The 21,907-nt window shown below is 60.2% G+C and carries 25 protein-coding genes and 1 pseudogene; 13 read left to right on the top strand and 13 right to left on the bottom strand.

The genetic code is table 11. The features are described 5' to 3' along the window. Positions 1-21 precede the first annotated feature (21 nt). Genes folM through HX823_RS13205 form a run of 5 tightly spaced genes read left to right on the top strand, consistent with a single transcriptional unit; the run spans position 22 to position 2,332 of the window. The gene (gene folM / locus HX823_RS13225; RefSeq protein WP_177075133.1) at positions 22-732 is read left to right on the top strand and encodes a dihydromonapterin reductase; all 711 of its coding nucleotides are present in this window, start codon (positions 22-24) and stop codon (positions 730-732) included. Between the two features lie 20 nt (positions 733-752). After that, the gene (gene folE / locus HX823_RS13220) at positions 753-1,307 is read left to right on the top strand and encodes a GTP cyclohydrolase I FolE (RefSeq protein ID WP_033896195.1); all 555 of its coding nucleotides are present in this window, start codon (positions 753-755) and stop codon (positions 1,305-1,307) included. Between the two features lie 2 nt (positions 1,308-1,309). Beyond that, a complete protein-coding gene (gene folX / locus HX823_RS13215) occupies positions 1,310-1,681 on the top strand; it encodes a dihydroneopterin triphosphate 2'-epimerase (protein WP_177075132.1) in 372 nt (123 codons plus the stop codon). Positions 1,682-1,704: 23 nt separating this feature from the next. Beyond that, complete coding sequence (locus HX823_RS13210; RefSeq protein ID WP_038842191.1) at positions 1,705-2,001, top strand: DUF1244 domain-containing protein; 297 nt, start codon at positions 1,705-1,707, stop codon at positions 1,999-2,001. Next, positions 1,994-2,332: a HopJ type III effector protein gene (locus tag HX823_RS13205; protein WP_016971057.1), complete on the top strand. Its 339-nt coding sequence runs from the start codon at positions 1,994-1,996 to the stop codon at positions 2,330-2,332. Before HX823_RS13210 ends, HX823_RS13205 begins: the two co-directional genes overlap by 8 nt. A 55-nt stretch (positions 2,333-2,387) precedes the next feature. On the opposite strand, the gene trxB is transcribed toward HX823_RS13205, so the two are convergent. Beyond that, a complete protein-coding gene (gene trxB, locus HX823_RS13200; RefSeq protein ID WP_010206474.1) occupies positions 2,388-3,350 on the bottom strand; it encodes a thioredoxin-disulfide reductase in 963 nt (320 codons plus the stop codon). Between the two features lie 283 nt (positions 3,351-3,633). Here trxB and cysZ point away from each other — a divergent pair, with 283 nt between their 5' ends. Both cysZ and HX823_RS13190 read left to right on the top strand, forming a co-directional pair. Next, positions 3,634-4,383, top strand: a complete 750-nt coding sequence (gene cysZ / locus HX823_RS13195; RefSeq protein WP_177075131.1) for a sulfate transporter CysZ — start codon at positions 3,634-3,636, stop codon at positions 4,381-4,383. A gap of 72 nt (positions 4,384-4,455) precedes the next feature. After that, the gene (locus HX823_RS13190) at positions 4,456-5,634 is read left to right on the top strand and encodes a glycosyltransferase family 1 protein (RefSeq protein WP_177075154.1); all 1,179 of its coding nucleotides are present in this window, start codon (positions 4,456-4,458) and stop codon (positions 5,632-5,634) included. 334 nt (positions 5,635-5,968) lie between these two features. Here the strand turns inward: HX823_RS13190 and HX823_RS13185 are convergent, their stop codons facing one another. The 7 genes from HX823_RS13185 to rplU form a co-directional block, all read right to left on the bottom strand. Next, the gene (locus HX823_RS13185; protein ID WP_177075130.1) at positions 5,969-7,072 is read right to left on the bottom strand and encodes an NADH:flavin oxidoreductase; all 1,104 of its coding nucleotides are present in this window, start codon (positions 7,070-7,072) and stop codon (positions 5,969-5,971) included. 132 nt (positions 7,073-7,204) lie between these two features. Next, complete coding sequence (locus HX823_RS13180; protein WP_017735027.1) at positions 7,205-7,687, bottom strand: glutathione peroxidase; 483 nt, start codon at positions 7,685-7,687, stop codon at positions 7,205-7,207. A 101-nt stretch (positions 7,688-7,788) separates the two neighbouring features. Further along, a complete protein-coding gene (locus HX823_RS13175; protein WP_015885841.1) occupies positions 7,789-8,253 on the bottom strand; it encodes a CreA family protein in 465 nt (154 codons plus the stop codon). 15 nt (positions 8,254-8,268) lie between these two features. Beyond that, positions 8,269-9,387 carry a glutamate 5-kinase gene (gene proB, locus HX823_RS13170; RefSeq protein ID WP_025999729.1) on the bottom strand — a complete coding sequence of 373 codons (1,119 nt, stop codon included), beginning with the start codon at positions 9,385-9,387 and terminating at the stop codon, positions 8,269-8,271. Positions 9,388-9,498: 111 nt separating this feature from the next. Beyond that, positions 9,499-10,722 (bottom strand): Obg family GTPase CgtA, encoded by a 1,224-nt coding sequence (cgtA, locus tag HX823_RS13165; protein WP_016976186.1) that lies wholly within the window; start codon positions 10,720-10,722, stop codon positions 9,499-9,501. A 193-nt stretch (positions 10,723-10,915) separates the two neighbouring features. Continuing rightward, positions 10,916-11,173, bottom strand: coding sequence for a 50S ribosomal protein L27 (gene rpmA / locus HX823_RS13160; protein ID WP_003176049.1), 258 nt, complete (start codon positions 11,171-11,173; stop codon positions 10,916-10,918). Between the two features lie 34 nt (positions 11,174-11,207). Beyond that, entirely contained in the window at positions 11,208-11,522 is a 315-nt protein-coding gene (gene rplU / locus HX823_RS13155) for a 50S ribosomal protein L21 (protein ID WP_007950961.1), read from the bottom strand. Between the two features lie 239 nt (positions 11,523-11,761). Between rplU and HX823_RS13150 the strand changes: the two genes are divergently transcribed. The 3 genes from HX823_RS13150 (at position 11,762) to HX823_RS13140 (ending at position 13,608) form a co-directional block, all read left to right on the top strand. Further along, entirely contained in the window at positions 11,762-12,730 is a 969-nt protein-coding gene (locus HX823_RS13150; RefSeq protein ID WP_010206495.1) for a polyprenyl synthetase family protein, read from the top strand. Between the two features lie 116 nt (positions 12,731-12,846). Then, positions 12,847-13,188 (top strand): zinc ribbon domain-containing protein YjdM, encoded by a 342-nt coding sequence (locus HX823_RS13145; protein ID WP_008022504.1) that lies wholly within the window; start codon positions 12,847-12,849, stop codon positions 13,186-13,188. A 162-nt stretch (positions 13,189-13,350) separates the two neighbouring features. Then, positions 13,351-13,608: a hypothetical protein gene (locus HX823_RS13140; protein ID WP_003194088.1), complete on the top strand. Its 258-nt coding sequence runs from the start codon at positions 13,351-13,353 to the stop codon at positions 13,606-13,608. Positions 13,609-13,668: 60 nt separating this feature from the next. Here the strand turns inward: HX823_RS13140 and HX823_RS13135 are convergent, their stop codons facing one another. Next, entirely contained in the window at positions 13,669-14,286 is a 618-nt protein-coding gene (locus HX823_RS13135) for an FKBP-type peptidyl-prolyl cis-trans isomerase (protein ID WP_016976188.1), read from the bottom strand. A gap of 86 nt (positions 14,287-14,372) precedes the next feature. Here HX823_RS13135 and HX823_RS32320 point away from each other — a divergent pair. Together HX823_RS32320 and HX823_RS32315 are read left to right on the top strand one after the other, a co-directional pair. Beyond that, positions 14,373-15,602, top strand: a pseudogene (locus HX823_RS32320) (methyl-accepting chemotaxis protein); the annotation flags it as partial. Continuing rightward, complete coding sequence (locus tag HX823_RS32315; protein WP_370636473.1) at positions 15,594-16,457, top strand: methyl-accepting chemotaxis protein; 864 nt, start codon at positions 15,594-15,596, stop codon at positions 16,455-16,457. The pseudogene HX823_RS32320 and the gene HX823_RS32315, both read left to right, overlap by 9 nt. A 630-nt stretch (positions 16,458-17,087) precedes the next feature. On the opposite strand, the gene HX823_RS13125 is transcribed toward HX823_RS32315, so the two are convergent. From HX823_RS13125 to HX823_RS13110, 4 genes are read right to left on the bottom strand one after another with little or no spacing between them, the layout of a single operon-like run. Then, positions 17,088-17,456, bottom strand: a complete 369-nt coding sequence (locus HX823_RS13125; protein WP_177075128.1) for a glyoxalase superfamily protein — start codon at positions 17,454-17,456, stop codon at positions 17,088-17,090. A gap of 29 nt (positions 17,457-17,485) precedes the next feature. Beyond that, entirely contained in the window at positions 17,486-18,949 is a 1,464-nt protein-coding gene (locus tag HX823_RS13120; RefSeq protein ID WP_177075127.1) for an amidohydrolase family protein, read from the bottom strand. A gap of 1 nt (position 18,950) precedes the next feature. Next, entirely contained in the window at positions 18,951-19,811 is an 861-nt protein-coding gene (locus HX823_RS13115) for a MurR/RpiR family transcriptional regulator (protein WP_038842160.1), read from the bottom strand. A 12-nt stretch (positions 19,812-19,823) separates the two neighbouring features. Next, on the bottom strand, positions 19,824-21,173 hold the full coding sequence (locus HX823_RS13110; RefSeq protein WP_038842258.1) for a gluconate:H+ symporter: 1,350 nt from the start codon (positions 21,171-21,173) through the stop codon (positions 19,824-19,826). Between the two features lie 248 nt (positions 21,174-21,421). Here HX823_RS13110 and HX823_RS13105 point away from each other — a divergent pair, with 248 nt between their 5' ends. After that, positions 21,422-21,802, top strand: coding sequence for a lysozyme inhibitor LprI family protein (locus tag HX823_RS13105; protein ID WP_071496370.1), 381 nt, complete (start codon positions 21,422-21,424; stop codon positions 21,800-21,802). Positions 21,803-21,907 lie beyond the last annotated feature (105 nt).

The following is a 21,907-nucleotide window of genomic DNA, read 5'->3' as shown; positions in this document are numbered from 1 at the left end:
TGCCAGCGACTCGAGCCTCCCATGACTGCGACAAACGCCCCGATCCTGATCACCGGCGCCGGCCAGAGGGTCGGCCTGCATTGCGCCCAGCGCCTGCTGGACGACGGCCACCCGGTGATTTTCAGCTACCGCAGCGAACGGCCTGGCGTGCAGGCCCTGCGCGAACGCGGGGCGATCGGGGTGTTTGCCGACTTCTCCAGCGAGGCCGGCGTCCTGGCGTTTATCGCTGAACTGAACAACCATACCCAACGCCTGCGCGCGATCATCCACAACGCCTCGGCCTGGATCGCGGAAACGCCCGACGACGAAAGCCGCGCCTTTACCGACATGTTCAGCGTGCACATGCTTGCGCCGTACCTGATCAACCTGCATTGTTCACCCTTGCTGCAACGCTCGACGCCGGCCGACATCGTGCACATCAGCGATGACGTGGTGCGCAAGGGCAGCCGCCAGCACATCGCCTATTGCGCCACCAAGGCCGGCCTCGACAGCCTCACGTTGTCGTTTGCCGCGCAGTTCGCGCCGCAGATCAAGGTCAATGGCATTGCTCCGGCGATGGTGATGTTCAATGACGGCGACGACGCCGCCTACCGCGCCAAGGTACTGGCCAAGTCGGCACTGGGCATCGAGCCTGGGCCCGAGGTGATCTACCAGAGCGTGCGTTACCTGCTGGATAACCCCTATGTCACCGGTACCACCCTGACCGTCAACGGCGGGCGGCATATCAAGTAAGCCGTTTGTGAGGATGTTGTATGACCCTGCCCCATCACTACCGCGAGATCCTCAAAGGCCTGGGCGAAGACCCGGAGCGCGAAGGCCTGCTCGACACCCCCAAGCGCGCCGCCAAGGCCATGCAGTACCTGTGTCACGGCTACGAGCAGAGCCTGGAAACGATCGTCAACGGTGCGCTATTTACCTCCGACAATGACGAGATGGTGATCCTCAAGGACATCGAGTTGTACTCGCTGTGCGAACACCACCTGCTGCCCTTCATCGGCAAGGCCCATGTGGCCTATATCCCCACCGGCAAGGTGCTGGGCCTGTCCAAGCTGGCGCGCATCGTCGACATGTTCGCCCGGCGCCTGCAGATCCAGGAAAACCTCACCCGCCAAATCGCCGACGCGATCCAGGACGTGACCCAGGCTGCTGGCGTGGCCGTGGTGATCGAAGCCCAGCACATGTGCATGATGATGCGCGGCGTGGAAAAACAGAATTCAACCATGAACACCTCGGTGATGCTCGGCGCGTTCCGCGAGTCGAACACCACGCGCATGGAGTTCCTGCAACTGATCGGACGGAGCAAGTAGCAATGCCACAACTTCAACCAGGCATGGCGCGCATCCGGGTCAAGGACCTGTGCCTGCGCACCTACATCGGCATCAACGAGGACGAAATCCTCAACAAGCAGGATGTGCTGATCAACCTGACCATCCTGTATGCCGCCCAGGACGCCGTGCGCGACAACGACATTGACCATGCGCTGAACTACCGCACCATCACCAAGGCGATCATCGCCCACGTCGAGGGCAACCGCTTTGCCCTGCTGGAGCGCCTGACCCAGGAGCTGCTGGACCTGGTGATGAGCAATGACTCGGTGCTGTACGCCGAAGTCGAAGTGGACAAGCCCCACGCGCTGCGCTTTGCCGAGTCGGTTTCGATTACCCTGGCGGCCAGCCGTTAACCCCTGAATTGTCAGTGAGCCCTATGAACGATCAACAACGCCTCGAACTCGAAGCCGCCGCCTTCCGTCGGCTGGTGGCGCACCTGGACAGCCGCAAGGATGTGCAGAACATCGACCTGATGAACCTCTCGGGCTTTTGCCGTAACTGCTTGTCCAAGTGGTACAAGGCCGAGGCCGACGAGCGCCAGATCGAGCTGAGCCTCGATGACGCCCGTGAAGTGGTGTACGGCATGCCGTACGCCGAGTGGAAAGCCCAATACCAGAAAGAAGCCAACGCCGACCAACAGGCGGCGTTCGCCAAAGGAAAAACCCATGACTGATCTGAACACCCTGCGCGCCAGCCTCAACAGTGGCGAACATGTTTTTGCCGACACCCTTGCATTTGTCGCTGCCGGTTATGACTACCAGCCGCAAGCCTTTACCAATGGCGACGTGGAAAATGCCGCTGGGCAGAACGAAGGATCGTGCAAGACCCTGGGCCTGGCGCTGCTGGAAGGTCTGAGCGATCAGGAAGCACTGCTGGCGTTTGGCGAGCATTACCGCTCGGTAGTGGCGACGCCTGAGGGCAGCGATCACGGCAACATTCGTGCGCTGATTGCCCATGGTTTGGCCGGGGTGAAGTTCAGCGCACAGCCACTGACCCGTCGCTGATCAAATCCTGCTCATAAAAAAACCGGCCTCTCAGCCGGTTTTTTGTTTCAACGATTTAGAACGAAGCGTCCTTCAAACCATCGAGGTAACGCTCGGCATCCAGTGCCGCCATGCAACCAGCGCCGGCCGAGGTAATGGCCTGGCGGTAGACGTGGTCTGCCACGTCACCGGCAGCGAAGATACCTTCGATGTTGGTAGCAGTTGCGTTGCCTTCACGGCCGCCCTGCACCACCAGGTAACCGTCTTTGGCTTCCAGCACGCCCTCGAACAACGAAGTGTTCGGGGTGTGGCCGATAGCGATGAACACACCGTCGACTTTCAGCTCGTCGAAGCTGCCGTCGTTGTTCTTCAGGCGGGCACCGGTCACGCCCATGTTGTCGCCCAGCACTTCGTCCAGGGTGGCGTTGAGCTTGAGGATGATCTTGCCTTCAGCGACACGGGCATGCAGTTTGTCGATCAGGATCTTCTCGGCGCGGAAGGTCTCGCGGCGGTGAACCAGAGTCACGGTGCTGGCGATGTTGGCCAGGTACAGTGCTTCTTCCACGGCGGTGTTGCCGCCACCGACTACGGCGACTGGCTTGTTGCGGTAGAAGAAACCATCGCAGGTCGCGCAGGCGGAAACGCCCTTGCCCATGAACGCTTCTTCCGACGGCAGGCCCAGGTAGCGGGCGCTGGCGCCGGTAGCGATGATCAGCGCGTCACAGGTGTACACGCCGCTGTCGCCGGTCAGGCTGTAAGGCTTTTTGGAGAAGTCGACCTGATTGATGTGGTCAAACACGATCTCGGTTTCGAAACGTTCAGCGTGTTCTTTCATGCGTTCCATCAGCACCGGGCCGGTCAGGCCGTGGACGTCGCCCGGCCAGTTGTCGACTTCGGTGGTGGTGGTCAGTTGACCACCCGCCTGCATGCCAGTGATCAGCAGCGGCTTGAGGTTGGCCCGGGCAGCGTAGACCGCAGCGCTGTAACCGGCAGGGCCGGAACCCAGGATAATCACTCGCGAATGACGGGTATCAGACATGACTCACTCCTATCGACCACCCGGACTACAGGGCAGCTGGAATAAAAAAGGGACCACGAAGCACTTGGGGAAGGCTTCAACTCGCAGACCCTGAAAAATAATGGGTGCAGCGTATCGAGGGGGGCAAGATTAAGGAAATACGGAATAACAATCCAGCTCATAGGTGGTCTCTATGCAGTCACCGCTGTTGATCAACACCTTTGTTACCACTGATGTCGCCGCTTTCGCCTGTTAAACAAAGCCGGTAAGGTCGGCGCGTTCGTCACTTTGTTCGGAGTTCTCCATGCCCGCCCCTGCTCTTTCCGGCCCGCAATACCTGCGTGAAGGCCTCAAACTGGTGTTGAGCCCCGGCCTGCGCCTGTTTGTGCTGCTGCCGCTGGTGATCAACATTGTGCTGTTCGTCGGCTTGATCTATTTCGCCGGTCATCAGTTCAGCCTGTGGGTCGATCATTTGATGCCGACGCTCCCGAGCTGGCTGAGCTTCCTGAACTACCTGCTCTGGCCCCTGTTTGTCGTGCTGGTGGTGTTGATGGTGTTTTTCACTTTCACCATGCTCGCCAACATCATCGCCGCGCCCTTCAACGGTTTTCTCTCGGAGAAAGTGGAAGTGGTGGTACGCGGCACCGATGATTTCCCGGCCTTCAGCTGGGGCGAGTTGATCGCTATGGTCCCGCGCACCCTGGCCCGCGAGATGCGCAAGCTGGGCTACTTCCTGCCACGGGCCATCGGCCTGTTTATCCTGTCGTTCATACCCGTGGTCAACCTGATCGCTGCCCCGCTGTGGCTGCTGTTCGGCGTGTGGATGATGGCGATCCAGTACATCGACTACCCGGCGGATAACCACAAGCTGGGCTGGAACGAGATGCTCGCCTGGCTGCGCCAGAAACGCTGGCAGAGCATGAGCTTCGGTGGGATTGTCTACCTGGTGCTGCTGGTGCCGGTGGTCAACCTGTTGATGATGCCGGCAGCGGTGGCCGGCGCCACGTTGTTCTGGGTGCGTGAACAAGGTGCCGAGGCAATGGCACAGCAGTAAAAAGTGACCCAGTCATAAATCCATCATCTCGATGACACAATGACGACATGGCCCACGGCGACACTGTGGGTCATGACGACAGCCTCGCTTCACATCACCCTCATTACCGAAACCTTCCCGCCAGAGATCAACGGGGTGGCCAATACCCTTGGTCGCCTGTGCGAGGGTTTGCGTGCCCGTGGCCATCAAGTCGAGCTGGTGCGCCCGCGCCAGGGCGTCGATCAGAGCCGCCCCAGCGACGACGCCCTGTTGCTGTGCCGTGGCTGGCCGCTGCCGGGTTATCCGGGCCTGCAATGGGGACAGTCGTCGATGCACAAATTGCTGCGTCGCTGGACCCGTCAGCGCCCGGACGTGCTGTACATCGCCACGGAAGGGCCGCTAGGTTTGTCCGCGCTGCGCGCCGCACGTCGCCTGGGGATCAGCGTGGTCAGCGGCTTTCACACCAACTTCCAGCAGTACTCGAACCAATACGGCTTGAGCCTGCTGAGCCGGATGGTCACTCACTACCTGCGCTGGTTCCATAACCGCTCGACCCTGACCCTGGTGCCCAGCGCCAGCCAGCGCCTGGAGCTGGAGCGCAAGCATTTCGAGCGTCTGGGGATGTTGGCGCGCGGAGTGGACAGCCAGTTGTTCCACCCAGCCAAACGCGACAATGCATTGCGGGAAAGCTGGGCGCTGAACAGTGAGCAAACCGCCGTGCTCTATGTGGGCCGGCTGGCCCATGAGAAAAACCTGGGGTTGCTCAAGCGCTGCTTCGAGACCTTGCAGGACACCTATCCTCTGCGTCAGATGAAACTGATCATCGTCGGTGACGGTCCGCAACGCGCGACGATGGAGAAAGAGCTGCCGGAGGCGATCTTCTGCGGCACCTTGCGCGGTGAGGAACTGGCGCGGCACTACGCGTCAGGCGATGTGTTCCTGTTCCCCAGCCTGACCGAAACCTTCGGCAATGTGGTGCTGGAGGCGATGGCGTCGGGGTTGGGTGTGGTGGCCTACGATCAGGCAGCGGCGAGCCAGCATATTCGCCATGGCTACAACGGCGTATCAGCGATGCCGGGGGATGAGAACGCGTTTTGCGAGGCGGCCAACTGGCTGCTGGAGGATGCCGAAAGCCTGCGTCGCATGCGCCTGAATGCACGCCAGCATGCGAGTCGCCAGGGTTGGCCGGCGATCATCGAGCAGTTCGAACGTCAATTACGGGGCGTATGCGGCGAAAACTTTGCGCTTCCTACACAGCCTTACGTACGATGAAACCCTAAGTCTTTCCTTATATTTAAGTCAGGAACTGCTTAAAGCGAAATACCAATTATTGATACCTGTTATCTGAGCAGGGCTTTCAATAATGGAGATACGGTATATGTCAACTTACGGAATGGGTGTACGCAATGGCGTCAACATGCCAAACGCCGAATGGACGCGTCAGCAACAATGGTTGGATAAATCTCGAGCAGAACCGCCTGTCTACGGTTAACCAGGGCATAAAGACCCGAACAAAACCGATCACGCAAAAGAACTGTACAAAGGCCCGCAGTACTGACGCCTAACGCCATAAAACTCCCTGTGTCATCACAGGGAGTCCAGCCACTCACACCAGAGTCGTCAACGCCTCACGACTGAAGGGCAGGATGTCGCCCTCGCGGCCTTCGCGCACCCTCAACGCCCAATCCGGGTCGACCAGCAGTGCACGACCTACCGCCACCAAGTCGAACTCGTCATTATTCAGGCGCTCCAGCAGCTTCTCCAGGCTGGCCGGTTGCGCGACCTTGTCGGTGTTGACCATGAACTGCAGGAACTCGCCATCCAGGCCGACGCTGCCCACGGTGATGGTCGGCTTGCCGGTGAGCTGACGGGTCCAGCCGGCCAAGTTGAGGTCGGACCCTTCGAATTCGGGCTCCCAGAAACGGCGCGTGGAGCAGTGGAAAATATCCACACCCGCGTCAGATAACGGCTTGAGGAATTCGCCCAGCGCCTCGGGGGTCTGCACCAGACGCGCGGTGTAATCCTGCTGCTTCCATTGGGAGAACCGGAAAATGATCGGAAAGTCCGGGCCGACTGCGGCGCGGGTGGCCTGGATCAACTCGATGGCAAAACGCGAGCGGTTGGCCAGGCTGCCGCCGTATTCGTCAGTGCGCTGGTTACTGCCTTCCCAGAAGAACTGGTCGACCAGATAGCCGTGGGCGCCGTGGATTTCAACGCCGTCCATGCCGATGCGCTGGGCATCCTTGGCCGCTTGGGCGAAGGCGTTGATTACCTCCTTGATGTCTTGATGGGTCATGCCGTGCACGACCACGTTGCCATCCTTGAGTTTTTCCATCGGACCGTAGGCTGGCACGCTGGCATCCGGCTCGGTGCCGATGCGACGCACGCTACCCACATGCCACAGCTGCGGGACGATCTTGCCGCCCTCGGCGTGTACCGCGTCGACGACTTTCTTCCAGCCAGCCAAAGCGGCCTCACCGTAAAAGTGCGGGACGTTGGGGTAGCCATTGGAGGCTTGGTGGCCGACCACGGTGCCTTCGGTGATGATCAGGCCCACACCGGCAGCGGCGCGGCGGCGGTAGTACTCGATGACTTTCGAATTGGGTACGCCACCCGGGGAGAACGAGCGCGTCATCGGTGCCATGACGACGCGGGTCGACAGCTGCAACGCACCGAGCTGGAAGGGTTTGAACAAGGCTTGGACGGGCATGGGGCACTCCACGGAAGACGGGGTTTATGATGTGGATAATATGGGGAGCGCAGCGTGCTGGGTAGCACTATTGATCTGGGTGATTAAGGGGTAAAAGTGCAGGAGCCCGCCGGGCTCCTGCAGAAGGGTTGCTCAGCTCAAGGCTTTTTCGATGGCCTGGACGATCGTCGGATCATCCGGTGCAGTGCGCGGGGAGAAACGTGCAAGCACTCGCCCATCCTTGCCCAGCAGGAATTTCTCGAAATTCCAGGTGATGTCCCCAGGAAACTCCGCACCCTCCCCCGCCAGCAAGCGGTAGAGCTGATGACGATCCGGGCCGTTCACGTCAAGCTTGCTGCCCAAAGGAAAGGTCACGCCGTAGTTAAGGCTGCAGAACTCGCGGATCTCTTCTTCAGAGCCCGGCTCCTGCCCGGCAAACTGGTTGCACGGCAGGCCAAGCACGGTAAATCCCTGGTCCTTGTACTGCTGGTAGAGGTTCTCCAGCGCGGCATACTGCGGGGTCAAGCCACATTTGGAGGCCACGTTGACCACCAGCACCACTTGCCCCTTGAAGGGCGCCAGCGGCAGCTCTTGTCCGTCCAAAGCTTTGAGTTTCAGGTCGTGGAAAGCACTCATGACGAACTCCAGATATCCCATGTTCTTCGCATTGCGGCCGTTCGAGATTACAGCCCACAAGCCTGCAATCATAGACGCCGATTACAAAACCCGCCTGCAGGTTACTGAGCGGTAGGCCAGGGCAAAATCGGAATGGCGGTCACGGCGTTTTGCGGGCTGCCTTCGATCAGGCGGTCGCTGTACACCAGGTAAACCAGGGTGTTGCGCTTCTTGTCGAGGAAGCGCACCACCTGCATGGTCTTGAACACCAGGGAGGTGCGCTCCTTGAACACTTCGTCGCCGTCCTTGAGCTCGCCCTTAAAGCGGATCGGGCCGACCTGACGGCAAGCAATCGAGGCTTCGGCGCGGTCTTCGGCCAGCCCGAGGCCGCCTTTGACGCCGCCGGTCTTGGCGCGGGACAGGTAGCAGGTCACGCCATCGACCTTGGGGTCATCGAAGGCTTCAACCACAATCCGGTCATTGGGGCCGACAAACTTGAACACCGTCGACACCTGGCCGATTTCTTCAGCAGAGGCCAACAGTGGCATGGCCAACAGCAGGCCGAGCAATCCCTTCATGACACGCATGGTGTATTCCTTTGGTTAGACCAGGATCAGGTTATCGCGGTGAACCAGTTCCGGTTCGGCCATGTAACCCAATAGTCCGACAATCGCATCGGAGGATTGTCCAATGATTTTCTGCGCTTCAAGGGCGCTGTAGTTGGCCAGGCCACGGGCGATCTCACGACCGTCCGGCGCCACGCACACCACCATCTCGCCCCGGCGGAAGCTGCCCTGCACCAGCTTGACGCCGACCGGCAGCAGGCTCTTGTTGCCTTGGGACAACGCCGATACGGCGCCATCGTCCAACACCAGGGTGCCACGGGTTTGCAGATGACCGGCCAGCCATTGTTTGCGCGCCGCCAGCATGCCGCGTTCCGGCGACAACAGCGTACCGATGCGCTCGCCCGCCTTGAGCCGGTCCAGCACGCGCTCGATGCGCCCGCCGATGATGATGGTGTGGGCGCCGGAACGCGCCGCCAGGCGCGCCGCACGCAGCTTGGTCTGCATGCCGCCGCGTCCCAGGGCGCCGCCGACACTGCCGGCCACGGCGTCCAACGCCGGGTCATCGGCGCGGGCTTCGTAGATCAGCTGGGCTTCGGGGTTGTTGCGCGGGTCGGCGTCAAACATGCCGTCGCGGTCAGTGAGGATCACCAGCAGGTCGGCTTCCACCAGGTTGGCCACCAGGGCGGCCAAGGTGTCGTTGTCGCCAAAGCGGATTTCGTCGGTGACCACGGTGTCGTTTTCGTTGATCACCGGGATGACTTTCAGCTCCACCAGCGCGCGCAGAGTGCTGCGGGCGTTGAGGTAGCGCTTGCGGTCGGACAGGTCGTCGTGGGTTAGCAGGATCTGCGCAGTGTGCCGGCCGTGCTCGGCAAAGCTGGATTCCCAGGCTTGCACCAGGCCCATCTGGCCGATGGCGGCGGCGGCTTGCAGTTCGTGCATCGCGCTGGGTCGCGCGGTCCAGCCGAGGCGGCTCATTCCGGCGGCAACCGCCCCGGACGACACCAGCACCAACTCCACACCGGCCTCATGCAAGGCCACCATCTGCTCGACCCAGACGCTCATGGCTGCGCGATCGAGCCCCTTGCCATCCGCCGTCAGCAACGCACTGCCGATCTTCACGACCCAGCGCTGCGCACCTGTCACTTTGCTCCGCATCATCTTCAACCTTAGATTGAGGGCTGCGCGACCCAGCGCGGCCCATAACGTTAAACCCGGATACTAAAACGCCGCTCCAACAGGAGCGGCGTTCAAGTTTATCGCAACGAATCAGTCGCGCACGTAAATGATTTCAGGACCGTCTTCATCATCCACGTCTTCTTCGTCCCAATCATCGTCACCGATGTCATGGACCGACTTCACGCCGCTGCGGCGCAGGGCACGCTGGTCGTCCAGCGCTTGCAGCTGGGCACGGGCTTCGTCTTCGATCTGTTGATCGAGCTCAGCCAGCTCAGCCTTGAACACCGGGTCGGCCGCCAGGCGGTCGGCGCGGTCTTCGAGGTAGCGCATGATGTCGCGGGTCAGGCGCTCGGTGCCTTCTTTGGCGATGGCCGAGATCACGTAGACCGGACCTTCCCACTCCAGGCGGTCAACGATTTCCTTGACGCGCTCTTCGTGCTCTTCTTCCAGGATCTGGTCGCACTTGTTCAGCACCAACCAGCGATCACGCTCGGCCAGGGCCGGGCTGAACTTGGTCAGTTCGCTGACGATCACTTCGGCGGCGTCCGGTGCGCTGGTGTCATCCAACGGCGCCATGTCGACGAGGTGCAGCAGCAAACGGGTACGCGACAAGTGCTTGAGGAAGCGAATCCCCAGGCCTGCGCCATCGGAGGCACCTTCGATCAGGCCGGGAATGTCGGCGATCACGAAGCTTTTCCAACGGTCGACGCTGACCACACCGAGGTTTGGCACCAGGGTGGTGAACGGGTAGTCGGCGACTTTCGGCTTGGCGGCCGAAACCGAGCGGATGAAGGTACTTTTGCCAGCGTTTGGCAGACCCAGCAGGCCCACGTCAGCGAGTACTTTCATTTCCAGCTTGAGGTCACGCTGCTCGCCCGGCTTGCCTGGCGTGGTCTGGCGTGGCGCACGGTTGGTACTGGACTTGAATCGGGTGTTACCCAGACCGTGCCAGCCGCCCTGCACAACCATCAGCTTCTGGCCGGCCTTGGTCAGGTCGCCGATCACTTCCTGGGTCGCAGAGTCGATAATCGTGGTGCCGACCGGTACGCGCAGTACCAGGTCTTCGCCTTTTTTACCGGTGCAGTCGGTGCTGCCGCCGTTGGAGCCACGCTCGGCATCGAAGTGCCGGGTGTAACGGTAGTCGACCAGGGTGTTGAGGTTTTCGTCGGCCATCATGTAGATGGAACCGCCGTCACCGCCGTCACCGCCGTTGGGGCCACCGTTTTCGATGAATTTTTCGCGACGGAAACTCATGCAACCGTTACCGCCGTCGCCTGCTTTTACTCGGATGGAAACTTCATCAACGAACTTCATAACAAAACGCCTCTCGCCGCACGGACGAGCTTAAGAAACCAAGACATAAGACTCTTGCAAAAATGAGCGCAGCGACCTCAATCAGCGACCGCAAAACCAGCGCCTGAGCCCATTACAAACAGCTTTGCAAGAGACTCACCCCACAAACGAAAAAGCCCCGTCGCAAGACAGGGCTTTTCCAGCGATCTCGCAATTAAGCTGCGACAACGCTCACGTAACGGCGGTTGAACGCGCCTTTTACTTCAAACTTGATCACGCCTTCGATTTTCGCAAAGAGGGTGTGATCTTTACCCATGCCTACACCGTAACCGGCGTGGAATTGGGTGCCGCGCTGACGCACGATGATGTTGCCCGGAATGATTTTCTGGCCGCCATACATCTTCACGCCAAGGCGTTTGGCTTCTGAGTCGCGACCGTTACGGGTACTACCACCAGCTTTTTTGTGTGCCATGAGTCAATTCTCCTAGTGAGGAATTAGGCTGAAATTAAGCCTGAATACCGGTGATTTTGATCTCGGTGTACCACTGGCGGTGGCCCATACGCTTCATGTGGTGCTTACGACGACGGAACTTGATGATGCGGACTTTATCGTGACGACCTTGGGAGATCACTTCAGCCACAACGGTAGCGCCAGCAACAACTGGAGCGCCGATGTTCACGTCATCGCCATTGGCGACCAACAGAACGCGATCAAAAGTAACGGATTCGCCGGTAGCGACTTCCAGTTTTTCGATCTTCAGGTATTCACCTGGGGCGACTTTGTATTGCTTGCCACCAGTAACAATTACTGCGTACGACATGGTATTTCTCCGATAATCCTGCTCACCCAGCGCTTTATAAGAAGAGGTATTGGCTGGCATGGCTGCATGGGATGGACGTCCCTAATGCAATTGCGTAAGGCAGGTGCTGCCCAGGAAGTTCAGGGTGCGCGATTGTACGCAAGGTAAATGGGTGTTGCAAGGGGCCGTCTATCGCGCCTTGACACTGGGGGGCCTGGGTCCTAGCATGCCGCGCAACCCTTCTGGAGCGACTGTCGCTGATGCAACCCCAAGCTTTCTACCGCGCGGTCGCGGACGATTTTAGCGCCGTCGACGGCATCATCAAGAAGCAGCTGACTTCTAAAGTGCCGCTGGTCTCCAAAATTGGCGACTATATTACGTCGGCGGGCGGTAAGCGCCTGCGTCCTTTATTAGTGCTGCTGTGCGGCAAGGCCCTGGGTCGCGAAGGCGATGACCTGCGCCTGCTGGCAGCCACGATCGAATTCCTGCACACCGCGACCCTGCTGCATGACGACGTGGTCGACATGTCCGGCATGCGCCGTGGCCGCGAGACCGCCAACGCCATGTGGGGCAATGCCCCAAGCGTGCTGGTGGGCGACTTCCTGTACTCGCGCTCGTTCGAAATGATGGTTGAACTCGGCTCGATGCCGGTGATGAAGATTCTTTCACAGGCCACCCGCATCATCGCCGAAGGCGAAGTGTTGCAGCTGTCGAAGGTCCGTGACGCCAGCACCACCGAAGAAACCTACATGGAAGTGATCCGCGGCAAAACCGCGATGCTCTTCGAAGCCTCCACCCACAGCGCCGCTGCGCTGTGCGGTGCAACGGCCGAGCAGGCCGAAGCCTTGCGCACCTTTGGTGACCACCTGGGCGTGGCGTTCCAACTGGTCGACGACCTGCTCGACTACAAGGGCGACGCTGAAACCCTGGGCAAGAACGTCGGTGATGACCTGGCTGAAGGCAAGCCAACCCTGCCGCTGATCTACACCATGCGCGAAGGCACGCCGGAACAGGCCGCCCTGGTGCGCAAGGCGATCCAGAAAGGCGGGATCGAAGACCTGGAGGCCATCCGCGCCGCCGTGGAAGCCTCGGGTTCCCTGGAGTACACCGCACAATTGGCGCGTGACTATGTGGCCCGAGCCATCCAGTGCCTGGAAGCCCTTCCCGCCAGCGAATACCGGGATGCCCTGGTTGAGCTGAGTGAGTTTGCAGTCGCGCGCACTCACTAAAGCGCGGACCCATGTGGGAGGGCCCCCTCCCACATTTAGATTTCATACAACCTGTAAGACCGCAAAACCCTATATAATGTGCGCCCTTTAGCCATCCTGACTCTCAAGGAGCCTTAGTGAGCACGTTGCCACCCTGCCCGAAATGCAATTCCGAATACACCTACGAAGACGGCGCCCAGCTGATCTGCCCGGAATGCGCCCATGAGTGGTCCGCCAATGGCGAGGCCGAAGCGGCCAGCGATGACGCCGTGAAAAAAGACTCCGTCGGCAATGTGCTGCAGGACGGCGACACCATCACCGTGATCAAGGACCTCAAGGTCAAGGGCACCTCCCTGGTGGTCAAGGTCGGCACCAAGGTCAAGAACATCCGGTTGTGCGACGGCGACCACGATATCGACTGCAAGATCGACGGTATCGGCCCGATGAAGCTCAAGTCCGAGTTCGTGCGCAAAGTCTGAATGTGCTGCCCTCCATCCCGCGCCCGCCGCGGGATGGCGTTTCGCCCTCTTGTTTGATCCCGCGCAATATCCACACAGAAAAAACCAGAAACCGCCAATAGGCACTTGCTATTCTACGAATAAGAATTATTCTCATTGAAACCCATCAAGGAGATGAGACCCATGACTTATTTGATAGACGCCTGGCTGGACCGCCCACACCCTTACCTGCGGATCCTGCATCGGGAAACCGGTGAAGTCTGTGCGGTGTTGGAAGAAGAAGCGCTGAATGAACTGCAGGACCAGGGCGACCTCGACGTCAACGGGCTGAGTTCGAGCGAACCCGGCGTGTTGAAGGAAGTGGTGCGCAATCTGTTTCTGTTCTGCTATGCCCGAGCGTTGCGCCCGGCGACTGAGCTGAATGGCAAGTTCCATCCATGAAAAAACCAGTAAAACACTGTGGGAGCGAGCAGGCTCGTTCCCACAGGTAATCAGCAGGTCTTACAGAACGTCGAGAAGCTCGACGTCGAACACCAGAACGCTGTGCGGCGGGATGCTGCCAACGCCTTGAGCGCCGTAAGCCAGTTCGCTCGGCACATACAGGCGCCATTTGCTGCCGGCATTCATCAGTTGCAGGGCTTCGGTCCAGCCGGCGATCACGCCGCCTACCGGGAATTCTGCAGGCTGGCCGCGCTCGTAGGAGCTGTCGAACACAGTGCCGTCGATCAGGGTGCCGTGGTAGTGAGTGCGTACCTGGTCTTCACGGGTCGGCTTGGCGCCGTCACCTGCGGTCAGCACTTCGAATTGCAGGCCGGAAGCCAGAGTGGTGATGCCATCGCGCTTGGCGTTTTCAGCCAGGAAGGCCAGGCCAGCGCCAGCAGCCGCTTCAGCCTTGGCAGCCGCTTCGGCTTGCATGACTTCGCGGATCACTTTGAAGCTGGCGGCCATTTGCTCTTGGTCCACACGGCTTGGCTGGCCGGCGAACGCGTCGGTCAGGCCAGCCAGGATCGCGTCCAGGCTCACGCCCGGTGGTGGGTTGTCGCGCAGTTGGTCGCCCAGTTGACGGCCAATGCCGTAGCTGACGCGGGTTTCGTCGGTGGACAGATTAACTTCGGACATGAAGACGCTCCGCTATAGGGCAACACTGGTTTTCCTGTGCTACCCAGAACTAAAAGGGCCAGCAGACTAGCACACAAGACCCGCCCATGATCAGCCCCCTCCCCGGCCAGCCACTGCGTCGGCGGCCCTTCGTCGCACCATACGAATTAGCATTTCAGATTCAACGCCTGCCGCCGATAAAGCCCTACACAGCAGCTGGCTCCAAAATCAATAACCGTCCAGCACAACCCATCATTCTTGCGGAGCATTCGATGAATAGCTGGTTCGGCAACATCAGCGTCAATCTCAAACTGGGCCTGGGCTTCGGCCTGGTGCTGGTCCTTACCTCGATCCTGGCACTGACCGGCTGGACCAGCCTGGGCGGCCTGATTGACCGCAGCAACTGGATGAGCGACATCACTCAGCTCAACGCCTCGCTGACCAAACTACGTATCGTGCGCCTGCAGTACATGCTGGCCAACGGCGACGAAGCCGTAGCCCAGAACGTACAGACCAACCTGGATGCCTTCGCTGCCCAGCAACAGAAACTGCTCGACAGCTTCAAGAGCCCGGAAAACCTCAAGCTGCTCAACGATCAGAAATCCATCATCACCGCTTACCAGCAGTCACTGAATAAAATGCGCGAGGCCTACCGCAACGGCAACGCCTCTCGCCAGGTGATGGGCGACAAGGCGGATATCGCCAATGCGCAGATCAACGCATTGGAAACCAGCGTGAAGCAAATGCCCGACAGTTCGGAGCACCTGGCTCAGTTCCAGGCGGTGGCCGACGCCAAGATGCAATTCCAGTTGGCTCGCTACGAAGTGCGTGGCTACACAGGCAACGTCAGCCCGGAAACCGAAGCCCGCGCTGCCGCTCAGATTGAAAAAGCCATCGCCGGTTTGAAAGACCTCAGCGCAGCCTTTGGCGCCAGCCAGCAAAGCGCGCTGACTGCATTGGAAACCGCCTTGGGTGCCTACCGCAGCGCCGTGCAGAACTACAAGGCCGCCAACGCAAACATCGTCACCGCCCGCGCGGAAATGACCACCCAAGGCGCTGATATCGTCACGATCAGCGACAAACTGTACGACATCCAGCTGACCCGCCGTGACGCAGAGAGCGCCCAAGCCCGCAGCCTGCAATTGATCAGCACCTTGCTGGCACTGCTGGTTGGCGTGATCGCCGCATGGGTCATCACCCGCCAGATCACCCGCCCGATCCAGGAAACCCTGGCCGTGGTGGAGCGCATTGCCTCCGGCGACTTGAGCCACAACATCCAGGTCACTCGCCGGGATGAGCTGGGCGTGCTGCAACAAGGCATTCAGCGCATGGGCACGACCTTGCGCGAATTGATCAGCGGTATTCGCGACGGCGTGACTCAGATCGCCAGCGCCGCCGAAGAACTGTCGGCCGTGACCGAGCAGACCAGCGCCGGTGTGAACAGCCAGAAGATCGAGACCGACCAGGTCGCCACGGCGATGCACGAAATGACTGCCACAGTGCAGGAAGTGGCGCGCAACGCCGAGCAGGCTTCTCTGGCCGCCGCCGATGCGGATGGCCAAGCCCGCGCAGGCGACAAGGTGGTGGCTGAAGCCATCGCCCAGATCGAGCGTCTGGCCGCTGAAGTGGCACGTTCCACCGACGCCATGACGCACCTGCAACAAGAGAGCAACAAGATCGGCAGCGTGATGGACGTGATCAAGGCTGTCGCGGAACAGACCAACCTGCTGGCCCTCAACGCGGCGATCGAAGCCGCACGGGCGGGTGAAGCCGGCCGAGGGTTTGCCGTAGTGGCTGACGAAGTGCGCGGCCTGGCCCAGCGCACGCAAAAATCCACCGAGGAAATCGAAGGCCTGGTCGCCGGGTTGCAGAACGGCACCCAGCAAGTCGCCAACGTGATGAACAACAGCCGCAGCCTCACTGACAGCAGTGTCGAGCTGACGCGCAAGGCCGGTGTGTCACTGGAGAACATCACCCGTACGGTGTCGAATATCCAGTCGATGAACCAGCAGATTGCCGCCGCCGCCGAGCAGCAGAGCGCCGTGGCTGAAGAGATCAGCCGCAGCATTGTGAATGTGCGGGATGTGTCGGAGCAGACCGCTACGGCAAGTGACGAGACCGCCAAGTCGAGTGTTGAACTGGCACGGTTGGGTAGCCAGTTGCAGCAGATGGTCAGCCATTTCCGGGTGTAAGAAACCAAAAAGCCGCCTCAGCCTAAACCGGGGCGGCTCCACTTCTCAGACCTTAGCGGTCATCGAAGCTGTCCCGCAGGAACTTCCAGACGTGATAAGCACGCAGGCAGTTCACTACGAGGTTCCACGTACGTCGTGCAAACTTAGACATACTCGGCCCTCCCTAGGTTGGGCCTTACCTCCAACGCACTTACCGGAACATGTGAGCCTTTGGATGCACGTCAGTGCTCCTGTGAGGCGGCTGGGTTTATGGTCCTTCTGCATGAATCCGGCACGGATTACTAGCCCGTGGCAGTCGGTCCAAAATTTGCGCGCGAACCCAGCCAACCTACCTCACGATGAACGTAGAACGAGGGCGATACTAGCTCAGTACCCCACGCCAAGGTGTGACAGACACAGTCTGCTCGGCCTTAATAGTTGTTGCTGTTCTTTGCAGACTTCAACCAAAAGAAACCGAGCATTAGCGTGGTGAAAAACCATTTACCGTGAGGTCTTGCTTAAAGCGCCAACGCAGCAGTAGTATCTCCAACACGTCAGTGCTTCCTGTGAAATCGCAACCCCAGCCACTAACTGGGTTTGCAAAAAAAACCGCCCTACTAAGGCGGTTTTTTATTGCCTGCGATTTACCCCTCAACCCTCGCCTTCGTCAACAAACACCACACGGTTCCCAAACGGATCCTTGATGCTCATCTCCCGCGAGCCCCATGGCGTTTCCTCTACCTCTGGCTTGGCATATCGGTAATCCTTGCCCAGCAACTGCTGCTGGTAAGCGTCCACACCCTGAGCCTGAATCCGCACCGCTGCGCCTGGAGATGCGTCACCATGATGCTCGGTCAGATGCAACACACACTCGCCCAGCGAAACCTGCAAATACAGCGGAAAATTCGCCTCGAAACGATGTTGCCAATCCACCTTGAACCCCAAAAAATCGACATAGAATTCCAACGTCTTGGCCTCGTCGAAAATCCGCAGGATGGGGATGACTTTTCCTAAGTGCATGGCAACCGCTCCGTTTAAATGAGCGCCCACTATAGAGACGAAAAACCCCGACGCAAATCCCCACTGCGCGCCAGGAACCGACCCGGCCGCTGACCGTTCGCCTGCCCGTCGCTGTAGCTCAACACGCCGTTGACCCACACCCCGTCAATGCCTTCCGCCGCGCGCTGCGGCTCCTTGAAGTCCGCCACATCGCGTACGCGCAACGGGTCGAACAGCACCAGGTCGGCCCAGTGCCCTTCACGGATTTCACCTCGTTCAGCCAAACCAAACCGCGCCGCCGACAACCCGGTCATCTTGTGCACGGCGGTGTGCAGTGGGAACAACCCCACATCCCGGCTGAAGTGCCCCAACACCCTTGGAAATGCCCCCCACAAGCGCGGATGCGGGAACGGATCCTCCGGCAACCCGTCCGACCCGACCATCGACAACGGATGCGCCAGGATCCGTTGAACATCCGCCTCATCCATCCCGTAATACACCGCCCCTGCCGGTTGTAGCCGACGGGCTGCGTCGATCAACGCAACATCCCACTCAGCGGCGATGTCCTGCAAATCACGCCCGCCCATTTCCGGGTATGGTGTCGACCAGGTAATAGTGATCCGAAACGCGTCGGTCACCTGCTTGAGGTCCAGGGTCGAAGAACTCGCCGCATACGGATAGCAATCACAGCCCACCGGGTGGGTTTTCGCCGCCAGCTCCAGCGACGCCAGCAGCTGCGGACTACGCCCCCAGTTACCGGCGCCAGCACATTTGAGGTGGGAAATGATCACCGGCGCCTTGGCATGCCGGCCGATCAGGAACGCCTCGTCCATCGCCTCCAGCACCGGTTCGAACTCACTGCGCAAATGGGTGGTGTACACCGCACCGAACGCGGTGAGTTCTTCAGTGAGTTGTAGCACCTCGTCGGTCGAGGCATTGAACGCACTGGCGTAGGCCAGGCCTGTGGATAAACCGAGGGCACCGGCTTCGAGGCTCTCTTGCAGCTGCACGCGCATGGCGGTGATTTCATCCACTGAAGCGGTGCGATGCAGGTCGTCCATATGGTTGCTGCGCAGCGCCGTATGGCCGATCAACGCGGCGACGTTCACCGCCGGATGAGCCTCTTCGACCGCTGCTCGGTAGTCGCTGAAACGCGGATAAACAAACGCCGAAGCGCTGCCCAACAGGTTCATCGGGTCCGGTGGATCACCGCGCAACGTCACCGGCGACGCGCTGATGCCACAGTTGCCGACAATCACCGTGGTCACGCCCTGGCTGAGCTTGGGCAGCATCTGCGGCTGGCGGATCACCACGGTGTCATCGTGGGTGTGCACGTCGATAAAACCCGGTGCCAACACGCGTCCGTTCGCATCGATTTCATGCTCGGCCGTCGCGGCAGACAGGTCACCGATCGTCTCGATGCGCCCGTCGCGCAGTCCCACATCGGCCACATAGCCGGGGGTGTTGCTGCCATCAATGATCAGCGCCTGGCGGATCAGCGTGTCGTACTTCATATCAGTCTCCAAGCGGCAGGCTGTCGGGGCCGCCGCGATAATCGTCCAGGGCCAGCTTGATCCTGCGCAGGCGTTCCTGGTTGTCGTCCGGCAGGGCCAAGGCCAGCTCGGTGGCGAGCAAGTCGATGGCCAGCAGCATTCCGTAGCGCGCCGCGGTGGGCTTGTAGATAAAACTGGTTTCGGCCGGTTGCAGTGGTAGCAGTACATCGGCCAACTGCGCCAAGGGCGAATCCGCCAGGGTGATGGCGACGATGCGCGCGTCGTAATTGCGCGCCAGGGTCACCACGTCGAGCAGCTCAGGGGTAAGGCCGGTCAGGGAGCACACAATCAGCGCATGCTCGGGCCCCAGCGTCGCCGCCGTGACGCGCATCATCACCGGGTCGTGGCATGCGGCAATCGGATAACCCAAGCGCACCAGGCGCACCTGCAACTCATCGCTGCACAGGCTCGACGGGCCGCCCATGCCGAACGCATGGATCATCCGCGCCTTGCCCAGCAGGCTCACTGCATCAACGAAACCCGCCTGGTTGAACCCCGACAAGTGCTGACGCAAGGTCCCTTCGATATCCCCCAGAATCTGCCGATGAAACGCCGATTGCTCCGGCAACCCCGCAGGGTCGAGGAAGCGGCTGCCGACGCCACTGGCCTGGGCCAATTGCAGGCGCAAGTCACGCAGATCCCGACACCCTACGCTGCGTGCAAAGCGTGACAAGGTGGCCGTGCTGACCTCGGCCCGTTGGGACAACGCTTCCAGACTGGCCGACGCGGCAAAGCCCACGTCATCGAGCATCAGCTTCGCGATACGCCCTTCGCCGGCGCTAAAAGAGTCCTGGCGGGCGCGGATCTGGTAGAGGATGTCCATGGGGGCTCCGGGTTACAGAATGCAGGACAGACCATACGTAAGACCGAAGGCGACCACAGAAATCAGAGTCTCCAGTACGGTCCAGGTCTTGAAGGTCTGGATCACCGTCATATTGAAGTATTCCTTGATCAGCCAGAAGCCGCCGTCGTTCACGTGGGAAAAGATCACCGAACCCGCGCCGGTGGCCAACACCAGCAATTCGGGGTGTGGATAACCCAGGCCCATCGCAACCGGCGCCACCACGCCGGACGCGGTGGTCATGGCGACGGTGGCCGAGCCCGTGGCAATACGCATCAGCGCCGCAAACAGCCAGCCCATCACCAACGGCGACAGATGGAAAGCATGGGCCAGGCCGAGAATTTCGTTGGTCACCCCCGCATCCACCAGAATGCGATTCAAACCGCCGCCCGCGCCCACCAGCAAGGTGATGCTCGCGGTCGGCGCCAGGCATTCATTGGTGAACTTGAGGATCGACTCGCGGTTGAAGCCCTGGGCGATACCCAAGGTCCAGAAGCTCACCAAGGTCGCCACCAGCAGTGCGATCACCGAGTTGCCGATAAACAACAGGAACTGGTTGAAGCCAGTGCCCGGCGTGGAAATCACATTGGCCCAACCGCCGATCATCATCAACACCACCGGCAACAGGATGGTGCCCATGGTCAGCGCAAAGCTCGGCAAGCGGGTACGCGGTTCGCGGTCGATGAACTGGCGTTCCAGCGGATTCTCCGCCGGCAGATGAATACGCGGCACGATGAATTTGGCGTAGACGGGACCGGCGATGATTGCCGTGGGGATACCGATCAGAATCGCGTAGAGCACGGTCTGCCCCACCGACGCGTTGTACGCCAGCACGGCCATCATCGCCGCCGGGTGCGGCGGCACCAGCGCATGCACCACCGACAGGCCGGCAACCATCGGCAAGCCAACCATCAGGATCGATACGCCCACACGCCGCGCCACGGTAAAGGCAATCGGCACCAGCAGCACAAAACCGACCTCGAAAAACAGCGGCAGCCCCACCAGGAAGGCGATGCACACCATGGCCCAGTGCGCGTTACGCTCGCCAAAACGGTTGATCAACGTGCGCGCCACCTGCTCGGCACCGCCGGACTCAGCCATCATCTTGCCGAGCATGGTGCCCAGCGCCACGACCAGGGCAATGTGCCCCAAGGTCTTGCCGACGCCCGCCTCATACGAACCCATGATGGTGTCCGCCGGCATCCCGGCCATCAGCGCCAGGCCAATGGACACCAGGGTGATGACGATAAAGGGATTGAGCCGGTAACGTGCAATCAGCACGATCAAAGCAATGATGGCGATGGCAGCGTATGCCAATAGCCCGAAGCCCGGTGATGCGGCCATGCGGTACTCCTCGGAAAGGGTCACGTCGAATTGGTTGTGAAACTCATAAATCATTACCGAAGAGTATTTTCAATTTTTATGAAAGTAATTTTCGCCCACAGATAAGCGCTGTCGCGTTGGGATATGCCCAACGGTCGCCCATGAAAATTCGGGGGGTGTTCTTACATGAAGATCAGAGGATGCCGGAAACTCAAACGCCGCCATCGAGTCATAGAATGCGCCTCCCCTCATGCCCAGGAAAATCGACCATGATTCGCACCTCCCTCGCCGCCAGCGCCCTGCTTCTCGCCCTGTGCGGCACTGCGTCGGCCGCCGATAACGCGGCGTTGAAAAAATGCATGGACAGCGCCAACACGACCGCGGACATGGTCAATTGCAACGCCAAAGAAGCCAAGGTGCAGGACACGCGCCTGAACAAAGCCTACAAGACCGCCCTCGCCGCCCAGGAAGGTGCGCGCAAGCAGCAACTGCAAGACGTGCAGCGCCTGTGGATAAAATACCGTGATGCCAATTGCGGCTTCGCCGGCTCCGCGACCGGCGGCACCATCGACCAGGTCAACGGCTCCGCCTGCCTGCTGGACATGACCCAGACCCGAGCCCAGGAGTTGGAAGACCTGGTCGGGCCGTAACCAAGCAGCTCCTACCGATTGATAGCGCTTGACTTGGCGCTGAGGCTCCTTGACATTGCATAAAGAACCGATCAGTTCTTTATAGTATCCAACCCATCAGGAGCC

The organism is Pseudomonas sp. P7759, from assembly GCF_013386445.1.
GTDB lineage: Bacteria > Pseudomonadota > Gammaproteobacteria > Pseudomonadales > Pseudomonadaceae > Aquipseudomonas > Aquipseudomonas azotoformans_A.
This window is presented reverse-complemented; position numbering and strand designations above follow the sequence as displayed.